Source organism: Leclercia sp. GHBNCSD, from assembly GCF_055805075.1.
In genome coordinates this window covers 136,307-150,974 of sequence record NZ_JBQVYO010000001.1, presented here as the reverse complement: position 1 = coordinate 150,974, position 14,668 = coordinate 136,307, and the positions used below count along the sequence as shown (strand labels likewise).

General features: G+C 54.9%; 15 protein-coding genes. 4 read left to right on the top strand and 11 right to left on the bottom strand.

Annotation, left to right across the window (positions count from 1 at the left end):
* Window positions 1-13: 13 nt before the first annotated feature.
* Window positions 14-1,174 (bottom strand): glucans biosynthesis protein MdoC, encoded by a 1,161-nt coding sequence (mdoC, locus tag ACT3IC_RS00835; RefSeq protein WP_156654268.1) that lies wholly within the window; start codon window positions 1,172-1,174, stop codon window positions 14-16.
* A 273-nt stretch (window positions 1,175-1,447) separates the two neighbouring features.
* Between mdoC and mdoG the strand changes: the two genes are divergently transcribed.
* From mdoG to ACT3IC_RS00820, 3 genes are all read left to right on the top strand, one after another.
* Window positions 1,448-2,983: a glucans biosynthesis protein MdoG gene (gene mdoG, locus ACT3IC_RS00830; RefSeq protein WP_473475793.1), complete on the top strand. Its 1,536-nt coding sequence runs from the start codon at window positions 1,448-1,450 to the stop codon at window positions 2,981-2,983.
* A complete protein-coding gene (gene mdoH / locus ACT3IC_RS00825) occupies window positions 2,976-5,504 on the top strand; it encodes a glucans biosynthesis glucosyltransferase MdoH (RefSeq protein WP_103179055.1) in 2,529 nt (842 codons plus the stop codon). Before mdoG ends, mdoH begins: the two co-directional genes overlap by 8 nt.
* A 120-nt stretch (window positions 5,505-5,624) precedes the next feature.
* Window positions 5,625-5,852: a YceK/YidQ family lipoprotein gene (locus ACT3IC_RS00820; protein ID WP_103179056.1), complete on the top strand. Its 228-nt coding sequence runs from the start codon at window positions 5,625-5,627 to the stop codon at window positions 5,850-5,852.
* Here the strand turns inward: ACT3IC_RS00820 and ACT3IC_RS00815 are convergent, their stop codons facing one another.
* The 3 genes from ACT3IC_RS00815 to ACT3IC_RS00805 form a co-directional block, all read right to left on the bottom strand.
* Complete coding sequence (locus ACT3IC_RS00815; protein ID WP_103179057.1) at window positions 5,853-6,227, bottom strand: MysB family protein; 375 nt, start codon at window positions 6,225-6,227, stop codon at window positions 5,853-5,855.
* A gap of 98 nt (window positions 6,228-6,325) precedes the next feature.
* The gene (mdtG, locus tag ACT3IC_RS00810; RefSeq protein WP_103179058.1) at window positions 6,326-7,576 is read right to left on the bottom strand and encodes a multidrug efflux MFS transporter MdtG; all 1,251 of its coding nucleotides are present in this window, start codon (window positions 7,574-7,576) and stop codon (window positions 6,326-6,328) included.
* 146 nt (window positions 7,577-7,722) lie between these two features.
* Complete coding sequence (locus tag ACT3IC_RS00805; protein WP_103179059.1) at window positions 7,723-8,649, bottom strand: Kdo(2)-lipid IV(A) acyltransferase; 927 nt, start codon at window positions 8,647-8,649, stop codon at window positions 7,723-7,725.
* Between the two features lie 220 nt (window positions 8,650-8,869).
* On the opposite strand from ACT3IC_RS00805, the gene trhO reads away from it, so the two are divergent.
* On the top strand, window positions 8,870-9,919 hold the full coding sequence (gene trhO, locus ACT3IC_RS00800; RefSeq protein WP_156654270.1) for an oxygen-dependent tRNA uridine(34) hydroxylase TrhO: 1,050 nt from the start codon (window positions 8,870-8,872) through the stop codon (window positions 9,917-9,919).
* 39 nt (window positions 9,920-9,958) lie between these two features.
* On the opposite strand, the gene ACT3IC_RS00795 is transcribed toward trhO, so the two are convergent.
* The 7 genes from ACT3IC_RS00795 to pyrC all read right to left on the bottom strand — a co-directional run bounded on the left by ACT3IC_RS00795 (window position 9,959) and on the right by pyrC (window position 14,663).
* Window positions 9,959-10,534 (bottom strand): YceI family protein, encoded by a 576-nt coding sequence (locus tag ACT3IC_RS00795; protein WP_103179061.1) that lies wholly within the window; start codon window positions 10,532-10,534, stop codon window positions 9,959-9,961.
* A gap of 1 nt (window position 10,535) precedes the next feature.
* Window positions 10,536-11,102: a cytochrome b gene (locus ACT3IC_RS00790; protein WP_103179062.1), complete on the bottom strand. Its 567-nt coding sequence runs from the start codon at window positions 11,100-11,102 to the stop codon at window positions 10,536-10,538.
* Between the two features lie 261 nt (window positions 11,103-11,363).
* Window positions 11,364-11,477 (bottom strand): YceO family protein, encoded by a 114-nt coding sequence (locus ACT3IC_RS00785; RefSeq protein ID WP_103181065.1) that lies wholly within the window; start codon window positions 11,475-11,477, stop codon window positions 11,364-11,366.
* A 56-nt stretch (window positions 11,478-11,533) separates the two neighbouring features.
* Window positions 11,534-12,652 (bottom strand): N-methyl-L-tryptophan oxidase, encoded by a 1,119-nt coding sequence (solA, locus tag ACT3IC_RS00780; protein ID WP_103181066.1) that lies wholly within the window; start codon window positions 12,650-12,652, stop codon window positions 11,534-11,536.
* A 116-nt stretch (window positions 12,653-12,768) separates the two neighbouring features.
* Window positions 12,769-13,023, bottom strand: a complete 255-nt coding sequence (bssS, locus tag ACT3IC_RS00775; RefSeq protein ID WP_103179063.1) for a biofilm formation regulator BssS — start codon at window positions 13,021-13,023, stop codon at window positions 12,769-12,771.
* 273 nt (window positions 13,024-13,296) lie between these two features.
* The gene (gene dinI, locus ACT3IC_RS00770) at window positions 13,297-13,542 is read right to left on the bottom strand and encodes a DNA damage-inducible protein I (RefSeq protein WP_103823692.1); all 246 of its coding nucleotides are present in this window, start codon (window positions 13,540-13,542) and stop codon (window positions 13,297-13,299) included.
* Between the two features lie 74 nt (window positions 13,543-13,616).
* The gene (pyrC, locus tag ACT3IC_RS00765) at window positions 13,617-14,663 is read right to left on the bottom strand and encodes a dihydroorotase (RefSeq protein ID WP_159339150.1); all 1,047 of its coding nucleotides are present in this window, start codon (window positions 14,661-14,663) and stop codon (window positions 13,617-13,619) included.
* Window positions 14,664-14,668: the final 5 nt, after the last annotated feature.

Below are 14,668 nucleotides of genomic sequence, written 5' to 3'. Positions count from 1 at the left end.
GGCGCGCAACGGCTTAGCTGGTGACCTGCGGTGATTTTTCCGCTTTGGCGGCCGGTTTGCCGGAAAAGAGAAAGCGCAGCAGCGGAATACGCAGATGAATTTCGTATAGCGCAATGGCAATGCCTACCACAAACACCAGCCCACAGATAAAGCCAAGCAGATTTGAGCTGATATGCGGCGTAATGTAGGCGCCAAAGAATAGCGTTAACGGATGGTGCACCAGATAAATGAACAGCGAGGCGTTGACGAAATAGGTGACGCGCGCCGATTTAAAGTTCAGCAGGCGGTGTCCCAGCGCAAAGACCACATTTACCATCCACAGCCCCAGCAGCATGGTGATCACGCTTTCGGTTTCATACATCCAGGCATCGCCGCTGCCATAACGCTGGTTGAGCAGATACGCGATAAATGCCAACAACGCCCCGAGGGCGCAGCCGCGTGACGGCGTGGTAAACAGCGCTTTCAGCTTCGGATGCACAAACGCCAGGGCGCCAATCAGGAAGAAGGGCAGGTAGAAGAGGGTCTGCATTACCACAAAATTAAACAGGCCGTCGCTGAGGATCGGTGACCAGACGAGTAAAAGCGTGCGGCGCAGCGCGGCATAGACGATACCCAGGATTAAAAACAGCACCGACAGCTTGCCCCAGGTGATATCGCCAAAAAAGGCGTCCGACCGGGCGCTGAGATGCTGGCGCATGCGGCTGAAGAGCCACAGGCTGACCGTGGTCATCACCACCAGCACCAGCAGGAACCACAGATGAGAGACCAGTTCCCAGGCGAGGGTGTTGTATTTATCGTACAGCGACAGGGTGTGCCAGCTATCCGCTTTGCCTTTGACATGTTGCAGCATGATGAATTGCGGCAGCGTCAGCAGGGGGATGGCGGTAAGCATCGGAATACCGACGCGCTCCACGCGCACTTTCCACCAGCGTTTAAGCGGGTAGCGCAAAAAAAGCATGTAAGAGAAGTAGCCCGAAATAACGAAAAAGACCTGCATCCGGAAGGAGTGGATAAAATCGTTAAACAGCGTCAGCCACCACGACGACTCCGCACTATTGACGTGCCAGACGTGGCTCGAATAAATCAAGGAAATGTGAAAAGGGATCCCCAGCAGCATGAGCCATGCCCGGATGGAATCAAGGAAATATTCGCGTTGTGCGGGTACGGTACTCATATAACGTTGCGCATTCTCAGACTTTTCGTCTTATCCCTAAGACCAATAGTGTTTACATTCGGTGCCAACCCTACACGAAGTCTGACACACTGTCTCCAGGATAAGCACGCAAAGTGAAAACGGGTTACTTTCACTTGCTTAAACCATGAGCCAGCACGCTGAACAAAGCGGTGATTATGTTGTCGGAATGCCTGATTTTCCATTAAAATGGATCGGATCGATATAAGCACACAAAGGGGGAAGTGCTTACTTATTATGAAACATAAACCACAAATGATGAAAATGCGTTGGTTAGGAGCAGCAGTCCTGTTGTCTCTGTATACCTCATCGGCCCTGGCCTTTACCATCGACGATGTCGCAAAACAGGCAAAATCGATGGCCAGTAAAGGGTACGAAGCGCCAAAAAGTAACTTACCCTCCGTTTTCCGCGACATGAAATATGCGGACTATCAGCAGATCCAGTTTAATCACGATAAAGCTTACTGGAATAAAATTAAAACCCTGTTCAAGCTCGAGTTTTATCATCAGGGGATGTACTTCGACACGCCTGTCACCATTAATGAAGTGACCGCTAACGCGGTACGCAAAATCAAGTACAGCCCGGACTACTTTAATTTCGGCAATGTGCAACACGATAAAGACACCGTGAAAGATTTAGGCTTCGCGGGCTTCAAAGTGCTTTATCCCATCAACAGTAAAGATAAAAACGACGAAATTGTCAGCATGTTGGGGGCAAGCTATTTCCGTGTGATTGGCGGCGGCCAGGTTTATGGCCTCTCTGCACGCGGTCTGGCGATTGATACCGCGCTGCCTTCCGGGGAAGAGTTCCCACGCTTTCGCGAGTTCTGGATCGAACGTCCAAAACCAACCGACAAACGCCTGACCATCTATGCGCTGCTGGATTCCCCGCGCGCAACGGGCGCCTATCGCTTTGTCATTATTCCTGGCCGCGATACGGTGGTCGACGTGCAGTCTAAAGTCTATCTGCGCGATAAAGTCGGCAAACTGGGCGTTGCTCCGCTGACCAGTATGTTCCTGTTCGGGCCAAACCAGCCTTCTCCTGCCACCAATTTCCGCCCGGAACTGCACGACTCTAACGGTCTGTCGATCCTTGCTGGCAACGGGGAGTGGATCTGGCGTCCGCTGAACAACCCGAAACACCTGGCGGTAAGCAGCTTCAGCATGGAGAACCCGCAGGGGTTTGGCTTGCTCCAGCGTGGCCGTCAGTTCTCCCGCTTTGAAGATCTGGACGATCGTTACGATCTGCGCCCAAGCGCCTGGATCACTCCGAAAGGCGAGTGGGGCAAAGGCAAAGTGGAGCTGGTAGAGATCCCAACCAACGACGAAACCAACGACAACATCGTCGCGTACTGGACGCCGGACCAGCTGCCGGAAGCCGGTAAAGAGATGAACTTCAACTACAGCATCACCATGAGCCGCGATGAAGACAAGCTGCATGCGCCGGACAACGCGTATGTTCTGCAAACCCGCCGCTCAACAGGGGATGTGAAACAGTCCAATCTGATTCGCCAGCCTGATGGCACCATCGCGTTTGTCGTTGATTTCACCGGCCAGGATATGAAGAGCCTGGCACCGGAAACCCCGGTCACCGCTCAGGCGAGCATTGGTGACAATGGTGAGATCGTTGAGAATAGCGTGCGGTATAACCCGGTCACCAAAGGCTGGCGTTTAACCCTGCGCATTAAAGTGAAAGACGCGAAACAGCCGACTGAGATGCGTGCCGCCCTGGTCAACGCCGATCAGCCGTTGAGTGAAACCTGGAGCTATCAGCTACCTGCCAATGAATAAGATAACTGAGTATATCGATGCCATGCCGCTGACCGATATCGAGAAGGCGGCACTGCCGAAGGGTGACATCAGCGCGGTTCACACCGCGCTGGATGCCGATCATCATCCGTTCACGCGTGAAGATGATACCCCGCTGGGCTCGGTTAAAAGCCGTCTCGAACAGGCCTGGCCCGATTCACTGGCTGAAGGCCAGCTGATCCGCGATGACGAAGGGCGCACCCAGCTTGAGGCGATGCCGAAAGCGACGCGCTCCTCCATGTTCCCGGATCCCTGGCGCACCAACCCGGTGGGCCGTTTCTGGGATCGCCTGCGCGGCCGCGACACCAATCCGCGCTATCTCTCTCGCCTCTCTAAAGAGCAGCAGGCCAGCGAGGAAAAATGGCGTACCGTTGGCAGTATTCGCCGCTACATCCTGCTGCTGTTGACCATCGCGCAGACCGTCGTCGCCACCTGGTACATGAAGACGATTCTTCCCTACCAGGGCTGGGCGCTGATCAATCCGGCCGATATGTTCGACCAGGATCTGCTGGTCTCGTTTATGCAACTGCTGCCTTATATTCTGCAAAGCGGCATCCTGCTGCTGTTCGCCATCCTCTTCTGCTGGGTATCGGCCGGTTTCTGGACCGCGCTGATGGGCTTCCTGCAGCTGCTGATAGGCCGGGATAAGTACAGTATTTCACACTCTACGGTGGGGGATGAACCCCTCAATCCTGAACACCGTACCGCGCTTATCATGCCTATCTGTAACGAAGATGTGGATCGCGTTTTTGCCGGCCTGCGCGCCACCTGGGAGTCGGTGAAAGCTACCGGTAACGCCGAACACTTCGACGTTTACATCCTGAGTGACAGCTACAACCCGGACATCTGCGTGGCAGAACAGAAAGCGTGGATGGAGCTTATTGCCGAAGTGCAGGGCGAAGGGCAGATCTTCTACCGCCGTCGTCGTCGTCGCGTGAAGCGTAAAAGCGGTAACATCGATGACTTCTGCCGTCGCTGGGGCAGTCAGTACAGCTATATGGTGGTGCTGGATGCCGACTCGGTGATGACCGGTGAGTGTCTGACGGGCCTTGTGCGCCTGATGGAAGCGAACCCGAATGCCGGGATCATTCAGTCTTCGCCGAAAGCGTCGGGCATGGATACGCTCTACGCGCGTTGCCAGCAGTTTGCGACCCGCGTCTACGGGCCGCTGTTTACTGCCGGTCTGCACTTCTGGCAGTTGGGTGAGTCGCACTACTGGGGGCATAACGCCATCATCCGCGTGAAGCCGTTCATTGAGCACTGTGCGCTGGCGCCGCTGCCGGGTGAAGGCTCGTTCGCGGGCTCGATCCTGTCCCATGACTTCGTGGAAGCTGCGCTGATGCGTCGTGCTGGTTGGGGGGTGTGGATCGCCTATGACCTGCCGGGCTCCTATGAAGAGCTGCCGCCAAACCTGCTGGATGAACTGAAGCGTGACCGCCGCTGGTGTCACGGGAACCTGATGAACTTCCGTCTGTTCCTCGTGAAAGGGATGCATCCGGTACACCGCGCCGTCTTCCTGACCGGCGTAATGTCCTACCTCTCCGCGCCGCTGTGGTTTATGTTCCTGGCCCTGTCGACTGCCCTGCAGGTGGTACACGCCCTGACCGAGCCGCAGTACTTCCTGCAGCCGCGCCAGCTGTTCCCGGTCTGGCCGCAGTGGCGCCCTGAGCTGGCGATAGCGCTCTTTGCCTCGACGATGGTGCTGCTCTTCCTGCCGAAGCTGCTGAGTATTGTGCTCATCTGGTGCAAGGGTTCGAAGGAGTACGGTGGTTTCTTCCGCGTGACGCTCTCCCTGCTGCTGGAGGTCTTATTCTCCGTGCTGCTGGCGCCGGTGCGTATGTTGTTCCACACCGTCTTCGTGGTCAGCGCCTTCCTCGGCTGGGAAGTGGTCTGGAACTCGCCGCAGCGTGACGATGACTCTACGCCGTGGAGCGAAGCGTTTATGCGTCACGGTTCGCAGATGCTGCTCGGTCTGGTCTGGGCGGTGGGCATGGCGTGGCTGGACTTGCGCTTCCTGTTCTGGCTGGCGCCGATTGTCTTCTCGCTGATCCTCTCCCCGTTTGTGTCGGTGATTTCAAGCCGTTCGACGGTGGGTCTGCGCACCAAACGCTGGAAGCTGTTCCTGATCCCGGAAGAGTATTCACCGCCGCAGGTGCTGGTTGATACAGACAAGTATCTGGAGCTCAACCGCAGTCGTTCGCTGGAAGATGGGTTTATGCATGCGGTGTTTAACCCGTCATTCAACGCCCTGGCCATCGCTATGGCGACTGCCCGTCACCGTGCCAGCCGTGTGCTGGAGATCGCCCGCGATCGTCACGTTGAGCAGGCGCTGAACGAGACGCCAGAGAAGCTGAACCGCGACCGTCGTCTGGTGCTGCTAAGCGATCCTGTCACCATGGCGCGGATGCATCATCGTGTCTGGGCCGCCCCGGAGAAATACTCTTCGTGGGTGAACTATTACCAGACGCTGAAGCTGAATCCGCAGGCATTGAAAGCGAAGTGATGTGTCGGAAGGCGCTACGCTTACCCGGCCTACAAAATCTGTAGGCCCGTGCAAGCGCAGCGCCGCCAGGCAAATAAATACCGGCCCTGGAGCCGGTATTTTTATCTTTTGAGGTACTGGATGAGATTTTTCATCGTCATCACAATGGCGCTATTACTGAGCGGCTGCGGCAGTATCATTAGCCGGACGATCCCAGGTCAAGGACACGGCAATCAATATTACCCGGGCGTGCAATGGGATGTCCGTGACTCCGCATGGCGCTACCTGACGATACTCGATCTGCCGTTCTCCCTGGTCTTCGATACGCTACTGCTGCCCATCGACGCTCAGCACGGGCCCTATGAATAATTAACGTTCGTCCCACTCATCCGCTGCGGTTTGTCCCTCTTCGGTATCCAGCGGCGGCTCAAGCTGGAATTCACCCTCATCCCATTCATGCAGGGTGTTCTCTTCCAGCCACTCCTGACGCAGCTCAATCTCGTCATAATCGCCATCAAACACCGCCTGAGCCGCTTCGCCGCTCAGTACGGGCAGGCACTCGCCGTCTTCGCCGTCATCGGCAAAAAATTCGGCCTGCCACATAATGTCCCCATCCTGCATGACATATTTCTGGATATTGAGTTGCTCAATATTCGCGTCTTCTTCCTCAATGCCGGGATTATCGGCGAGAAACTCTTCGCGCGCGGCATCAATCGCTTCCTCTAAAGTGGCAAACATAGTCATCGGCGTCTCCCTGTGAATTGACGTGGTGTTCAGGGAAAGAATAGCTGATTCTCCATAATTGCAAGTATGAAAGCGGCAAAAGCCTTCACGCAGCGGTCTTAATCGGCGGCAGAGACCTTATCTGATTCCGGGATAGCCCTGGGTCGGCGCACGGCACGGGACAGACTGAACCACGAATAGATCGCGTTGAATAGCACCACGCAGGCGGTGACGATAAATACCGCGCGAAAACCGTAGCTGGCGGCAATACCGGCCCCCAGAAGAGGGCCGGTGACGTTGCCGATATCGCGGAACGACTGGTTATAGCTGAAGATACGTCCGGCAATCTGATTGGTAGAGTTATAGACCAGCAGGGTCTGCACCGCAGGCAGCAGGGCACCATCGGCCGCCCCGAGTAAAAAGCGCAAAACGCCCAGCTGCCACGGGGATTGCACAAATGACATCGGGATGAGGAGCAGCACGGAGATCACCAGCGCGACGATCAGGATCCTTTCCGGACCAATCCGATCGCCCAGTTTCCCTAGTCGCGGGGCGCTGATCAGGGCGGCCACGCCGGGCACCGAGGCAATCATGCCGCTGATAAAGGCGATATTGCCCACATGCCCGGCCAGGTCGCGCACGTAGAGCGTCAGGATCGGCGCAATGGAGCCGGTAGCGACCTGAATAATCATGGTGGTGACAAACAGGCTGATGACCAGGCGAGGATTTTTAAGGGAGGCAAAGACCTCGCGGGCATGCAACATCTCTTTTTTCGGCACCGGGGTAAAATTTTCCCGGATGCAGAATAAGGTCACCAGGAAGCAGGCAAACAGTACCCCCGCGGTGATAAAAAATACTGGCCGCAAACCGTAGCTGTCCGCCATTAATCCCCCGGCCAGTGGGCCAAGCAGGGCGCCGCTTACCGCACCAGTAGAGAGTGTTCCCAGCGCCCAGCCGCTTTTATGGCGGGGGATCTGCGTGGCGATAAGCGCGTTGGCATTAGGCACAAAGCCGCCCAGCAGACCCAGTAGCGCGCGCAATACCAGAAACTGCCAGATGTTTTGCGCCAGCCCCATCAGCAGCATGATGATGGCCATTCCCAACGCCGAACGCAGCAGCATAATCTTGCGCCCTTTGCGGTCGGCCAGCCCGCCCCAGAAAGGGGAGGCGATAGCGGAGAAGAGAAACGTGATGCTGAATACTAGCCCGGACCACATATTGAGCGCGCTGTGGCCGCTGACGCCGAGTTGTTCTACGTAGAGCGGCAGAAAAGGCATCACCAGGCTAAAAGCGGCGCCCGTGAGAAAGCAGCCCAGCCAGGCAACCATAAGGTTCCGCTTCCAGTTTATTGGCGTTTCTGAGGGAGACATAGCTATCCGCGTTATGATGCGCGACGGCATCATTTATAAAAGAAGGTAATAAGCCTGCTAATTATGCGCCTGGGTGATGGTTGCTGCAATGACGGAGAGCATTATAAGCTTAAAGAGCAGTGCGGCCCGGAGGCCGCAGGGGAGGATTAATAGCGGGAAGGGACACCTTCCGGACGGGTTTTAAAGCGGCGATGTAGCCACATGTACTGTTCGGGCGCCAGCAGAATGCACTTTTCCACCACCTCATTCATCCACGCGGCAGTGGTTCTGGCATCATCCAACGGCGGGGAGCACTCCGGTTCCAGCATCATCAGCTCGTAGCCCTTGCCGTCAGGTTTGCGACGCGGCACAAAAGGAACAATCGCCGCGTTCGACAGACGGGCCAGCGTCCATGTGCCGGTGGTGGTAGCTGCCTCGTCGACCGCAAAGAAGGGCACAAAGACGCTGGCGGTTGGGCCGTAGTCATGATCTGGCGCGTACCAGATCACCTCCCCGGATTTCAGGGCGCGGATCATCCCCTTGAGATCTTTACGGTCGATCATGCTCTTGTTGGAGCGCATCCGCCCCCAGGTCTGCAGCCAGTCGATCACCGGGTTGTCGTTCGGGCGATAGACGCCAATACCGGGCGCCTGCATGCCAAACATCCGCGCGCCGATCTCCAGCGTCAGAAAATGGACGCCGATCAGCAGAACGCCAGTTTTATTGGCCTGCAGATTGTGCACCGGATCCATGCCGGTGCCGGTCACTTCCGTCCAGCGCGCCATACGCTTATTGGACCAGAACCAGGCCATTCCGGTCTCCATCAGCCCCATGCCAACGGATTCAAAATTTTTCACTACCATGGTGTCGCGCTCGTGCTCGCTCATCTCCGGGAAACAGAGTTCCAGATTACGGCGGGCAATGCGGGCGCGGCGGGACATAAAGCGCATCGCCAGTCGACCCAGACCGCAGCCAAGACGGTAGATCAGCGGGTAGGGCAGCTGCACCAGTAACCATAATAAACCGATGCCAGCCCAGGTCAGCCAGTAACGAGGATGTAGAAGCGCAATGGAAAATTTAGGGAGTTGAGTCATGTCGTTCCTGTTTGTGATACGTCCTGTTGGCGTAGTGTCGCATTTTTCCATTGATAACCAAAATGCATCGCTATGGAATGGTCATGAATAGAGCAAATGTTATACCCTCGGCATTTTAACGTGAGAAATGTAGCGCAAAATGAAGGGATGTAAATTCCCAATGTTTGCTATATGATGCCGACCGATTTTCATTCTCATACGATTGCAGGAACCGTACACCATGCCAGTGTTACACAACCTCATTTCGAACGAAGAGCTGAAAGCGCGCATGTTGGCTGAAACCGAGCCGCGCACGACGATCTCGTTCTATAAATATTTCACCATCGTTAACCCGCAGGCTACCCGCGACGCGCTGTACAAGGCGTTAACCGCGCTGAACGTCTTTGGCCGTATCTATCTGGCCCATGAGGGCATCAATGCTCAGATCAGCGTGCCTGAAAGCAGGCTCGATGAGCTGCGCAGCTTCCTCTATGGCTTCGATCCGGCTCTGGACGGCCTGCGCCTGAATATTGCGCTGGACGATGATGGTAAATCCTTCTGGGTGCTGCGCATGAAGGTGCGGGAGCGCATTGTGGCGGACGGCATTGATGACCCGACCTTTGATGCCAGCGACGTGGGCGATTACCTGAAAGCGTCAGAAGTGAACGCCATGCTGGACGATCCTGACGCCGTGTTTATCGATATGCGTAACCACTATGAATATGAAGTGGGCCATTTCGAAAACGCACTGGAAATCCCGGCAGATACTTTCCGTGAGCAGCTGCCAAAAGCCGTTGAGATGATGCAGGAGCATAAGGACAAAAAAATTGTCATGTACTGCACCGGCGGGATCCGCTGCGAAAAAGCCAGCGCCTGGATGAAGCACAACGGCTTTAACAAGGTGTGGCATATCGAAGGCGGGATCATCGAGTATGCCCGTCGCGCCCGCGAGCAGGGGCTACCAGTGCGCTTTATCGGCAAGAACTTCGTCTTTGACGAGCGCATGGGTGAGCGCATCTCTGATGATGTGATTGCCCACTGTCATCAGTGCGGCACCGCCTGCGACACCCATACCAACTGCAAAAATGACGGTTGTCATCTGCTGTTTATTCAGTGTCCGGCCTGCGCTGAGAAGTTTAACGGCTGCTGCAGCGAGCTGTGTAGCGAAGAGAGCATGTTGCCTGAAGAGGAGCAGCGCCGCCGCCGTGCCGGGCGCGAAAATGGCAATAAGATCTTTAATAAGTCGCGGGGGCGTCTGAATACCCGCCTGGGCATTCCTGACCCGGAGTGACCCTGAAACCTTGCCCGGTCGCGTGACCGGGCGAGGGTATTATTTCTGCTGAACCCCTTCTACCGAAATGATCAGCTCTACGTCCTGTGACGCCGGGCCCAGATCGGTAGTGATGTTGAAGTCTTTCAGGTGAATTTTACCTGATGCCTCAAACCCGGCGCGTTTCCCGCCCCACGGATCGTCACCCTGACCAATCAGTTTTGCATCCAGCTTAACCGGTTTCGTTACGCCGTTCAGCGTCAGGTTGCCGGTAATATCCAGCCCGTCACCATCCTTTTTCACCTCGGTCGAGGTAAAGGTCGCCTGCGGGTATTTCGCCACGTTGAGGAAGTCTGCGCTGCGCAGATGCTTGTCGCGCTCGGCGTGGTTAGTATCGAGGCTGTTGGTGTTCAGGGTGACATTGACTTTATCATTCGCCGGATTGCTCTCATCAAAGGTAAATGAGCCATCGAAATCCTTGAATGTGCCGTACAGCCAGCTGTACCCCAGATGCTGAATACGGAAGTTCACAAAGGCGTGCTGGCCTTGTTTATCAATTTTGTAGTCCGCTGCCACGGCGGCGCCGGTTGTGAACAGCAGAGACGCTAAGGTTAATCCCAGCAGGCTTTTCTTCATTTTATGCTCCAGAGTCAGGGGACGCTTTGCCCAACATACGTGTCAGGGTGGCGTCTTTGTCGATAAAGTGATGTTTCATGGCGGCAAGTCCATGTAATACGGAGAGAATAACTACGCCCCAGGCCAGCCATAAATGCACGGATCCAGCCAGATCGGCCTGGGGGCCGGCATCGGCCAGCAGGGCGGGGACGTCAAACAGGCCGAAGACACTGATAGGTTTTCCGTCAGCGGTGGAGATCAAATAGCCGCTGATCAGGATGGCGAAAAGCAAGGCGTACAGGGCGATATGGGCGGCGGCAGCGCTAATACGTGTAAAGCGAGTCTGGCTTTTCAGCGCCGGCGGAACAGGGGAGATATGGCGCCACAGCAGCCGCACCACCAGCGCCAGCATCAGCATAAAGCCGATGCTTTTGTGCAGCTCCGGTGCCTGGTGATACCAGCCATCGTAATAGCTCAGGGTCACCATCCAGAGGCCAAGACCAAACATGCCGTAAACCGCAATCGCCATCAGCCAGTGCAGACTCATGGAAATAACGCCATAGCGTGTGGGGGAATTTCGCACCTGCATTTTGAGCACCATTATTAATTCGCAAGCGCTAAAAATGGCGTGAGCAAAACATTAATGCAAATGATATTTACACATATTCAATATTAATTTTATTTGTTCGATTATTTTGAATGAATATTAGAAATGATAGTCAATGGCGCTGTTAATGATTTGCCGGAGCGGCTGATTTTTGGCGGGTTGTGACATTTTTATGATGTTCAAATAATTTATGGGGAAATTATAGTTATTTTAAGAAATGTCAGTTTTTGTCAATGAATCTCATCAGAAAAATACAATGTAAAGAATATCGAGGACTGCTAACAGCGACCACAGCAAAATATAGAGCATCAGGTGCTCGCGAATATTATTGACCAGATAGTTAACGATACGACGCATGAGAAAACCGGTAAAAAGATGCATGAAAGGCTTCGGAAACCCGAAGCCTGACACCATTATCGGCTAAAGCGAGACAGGGAGAAAGGCGTGAGATCAAACGGCGGCGCGATATTCTGAGAGAATTGCGCGGCAATTTCACCCAGCACGCTGGCAAACTTGAACCCGTGCCCGCTCAGGCCGGTGATCAGCAGCGTATTATCATGACCCGGCAGGGTATCGATGATGAAATCTTCGTCCGGCGTGTTGTCATAGGTACAGGCTGCACCGTGTAACAGGCCGCCGATACCCGGCAGTACATTGCGCAGGAATTTGAATGCTTCAGAGCCATCTCCAGGATACGCGCCAAACGGCTTACGCTCTTCCGGCGAGTTAATCACCTGCCCGCCGTTATGTTTGCCGATCTTCAGGGCATCTTTTTCGGACGGGAAGCCGTAAAACTGGTCGCCGTCAGGCAGTTCGCCGGTAAAGGCAGGGAAGTGATTCTGATGGCTGTAGCGCCCGTCAGCCTGGAACCAGGAGAAAACTTTGCGTACCGGCTGCACCGGCAGGCCGGGAACCAGACGTGAAACCCAGGTGCCGGCGCTTACCAGCAGGCGGCTTGCGCTGTAGGGGCCTTCCGGGGTATCAACGGTGACGCCGTCCTCATGATGGGTAATGGCGCTCACCGGGCAGTTAAACAATTGGGCGCAACCGGCCTCTTTGGCCAGCGCAATCCAGGTTTTAATCGCCAGTTCGCTGCGCAGTACGCCCGACCCGGATTCATACAGGCCGATATAGTCCGCCGGGACGTTGATCTCAGGCCAGCGCTTCATGATCGCTGCCGCGTCCAGTCGTTCAAGATTGAGGCTGAACTGGCGGGCGCTCTGTTCAACGGTCGCCAGAAATGGCGAGTCGGAGGGCCCAAGATTGACTACCCCCGTGCGTTCAAAGACCGGCTCACCGCTGATTTGCACCAGTTCATCCCACAGCGCCTGCGCCCGTAACACCAGCGGCACATAGCGTTCACCTTCGCCGTAAGCGTGGCGCATCAGACGGGTATCACCGTGGTGGCTCCCTTCGGTGTGGGGTGGCATATGGGCATCGATCATCAGTACGTTCTGACCGGCTCGCGTTGCGTAATAGCCTGCCGCCGCACCGACAGATCCGCTGCCAATAATAATAAGATCGTATTTCATGAGGCTCTCTTTACGCGTTTCGTTGGTTAGCAGGGTAATTAAGAAGGCAGGGTTATACAAGGGAGAAATAAACGAGGCACCGTGAGGTGCCTGTTGGGTGAAAAAGTGTCGTGACGCTAGTGTCGCCGGTACTCATTTTCCTGGTAGTCACTGGATTCTATTTTTGCAATACCGGCTTCTAAAATAGAAATAAACTGGCGTGCGACATCTGTGGTTAACCACAACGTCTGCCCAACTTCCGCTTCTTCAGTGTCAGGATGATTTGGAGTCTGGTAGTGCAAACGCAGCATCAGTGCGTCGTAGCTATCTACAGTGCTGATATCCCAGCCTACAAGCGGATGGGTCTGGATGACTTCATTATTCTTTTCCATCATAACCCCCTGAATACGTGTTAAAAAGACAACGACTGTGAGGTTCAATGCGTGTTTTTCTGAAGCAATTTCAGTATATCAATAAATAAGGCTTCTGAAGGGAAAAAGAAACAGGCAGTCCCAAATATTTATGCGTTTTAGGATTGTTTGAACATTAAAACGTCATCTTGCTGATGATTTTTGACGAAGTCAGTCAGATTATTCGTGCTTTCACATAAAAAGAGGAAAAAAAGCCGGGGCGACCCGGCAAAAAAACACAATGAAGGAGAAAATTTAATCGGTAATAAACCAGTCGTCAGCGCTCTCCCAGGTTTCCTGTAAAATTTCGCTGATACGCTCTTTATCATCTTTTGCGCCACCGATGACCGAGAGATTGTTTGACCCCGCATAACGCACGGTGACGGCACCTTCGCGTTCGGGAAAGGAGTTGTTTATACGGCGGGATAATTCACCCGCCAGTGCGTCCAGCGCACCAGCAGGCAAAGGCGTTGTTCTGGCAATGGTCACTTCAATACGCATAATTGCCCCCTGTGTTATATACTGTGTATTTATACAGTCATATTGTTGAATTTACAACAGGGGGCAAACAATTTTTAACGCTTCACTGTCCACTGAACGGTTTCACCCGCGAGGAAGGGGATCAGGGTGTCGTCAGTCAGGGGGATGGATTCCACGACGCTGCTCTCTTCGCGCACCAGCTCAACAACGCCCTCATTCACCGGCAGACCGTAGAAACGCGGCCCGTTCAGGGAGCAGAACGCCTCGAAATGTTGCAGGGCATTCATCTCGTCAAAAACCTGCGCGTAGCTGGCAAGGGCGGTCGGGGCATTAAAGCAGCCTGCACAGCCACAGCTGGCCTCTTTACGATGACGGGCATGGGGCGCGGAGTCGGTGCCGAGGAAGACGCGCGCAAAGCCGCTGGCAACCAGCTCGCGCAGCGCTTGCTGGTGGACATTGCGTTTGAGGATCGGCAGGCAGTAGAGGTGCGGACGCACGCCACCTACCAGCATATGGTTGCGGTTGAACATCAGGTGCTGCGGGGTGATGGTGGCCGCCAGGAGCTCGTTGCCATCGCGCACGTACTCCGCGGCATCTTTGGTGGTGATGTGTTCAAACACCACTTTCAGACCCGGCAGGCGCTGGCGCAGCGGCTCCATCACGGTTTCGATGAAACGCGCTTCACGGTCGAAAATGTCGATGTCGGCATGAGTCACTTCGCCGTGGACCAGCAGGGGCATCCCCAGTTTTTCCATGCGCTCGAGCACCGGCATAATCGCGTCAATGCTGGTGACACCGTGGCTGGAGTTGGTGGTGGCGTTGGCCGGATAGAGTTTGGCGGCGGTAAAGACCCCTTCGCTAAAGCCGCGCTCAATCTCATTCGCATCGAGCGTGTCGGTCAGATAACAGGTCATCAGCGGGGTAAAATCGTGACCGGCAGGCACGGCATCAAGAATGCGCTGGCGATAGGCGATCGCCGCATCGACCGTGGTGACCGGCGGCACCAGGTTTGGCATGACAATCGCGCGGCCATAAATTTCACTGGTATACGGCACGACGGTTTTCAGCATATCGCCATCGCGAAGATGGATATGCCAGTCGTCTGGGCGGCGGATTTTCAAAACCTGGGATTGTGCAGTCATGGATA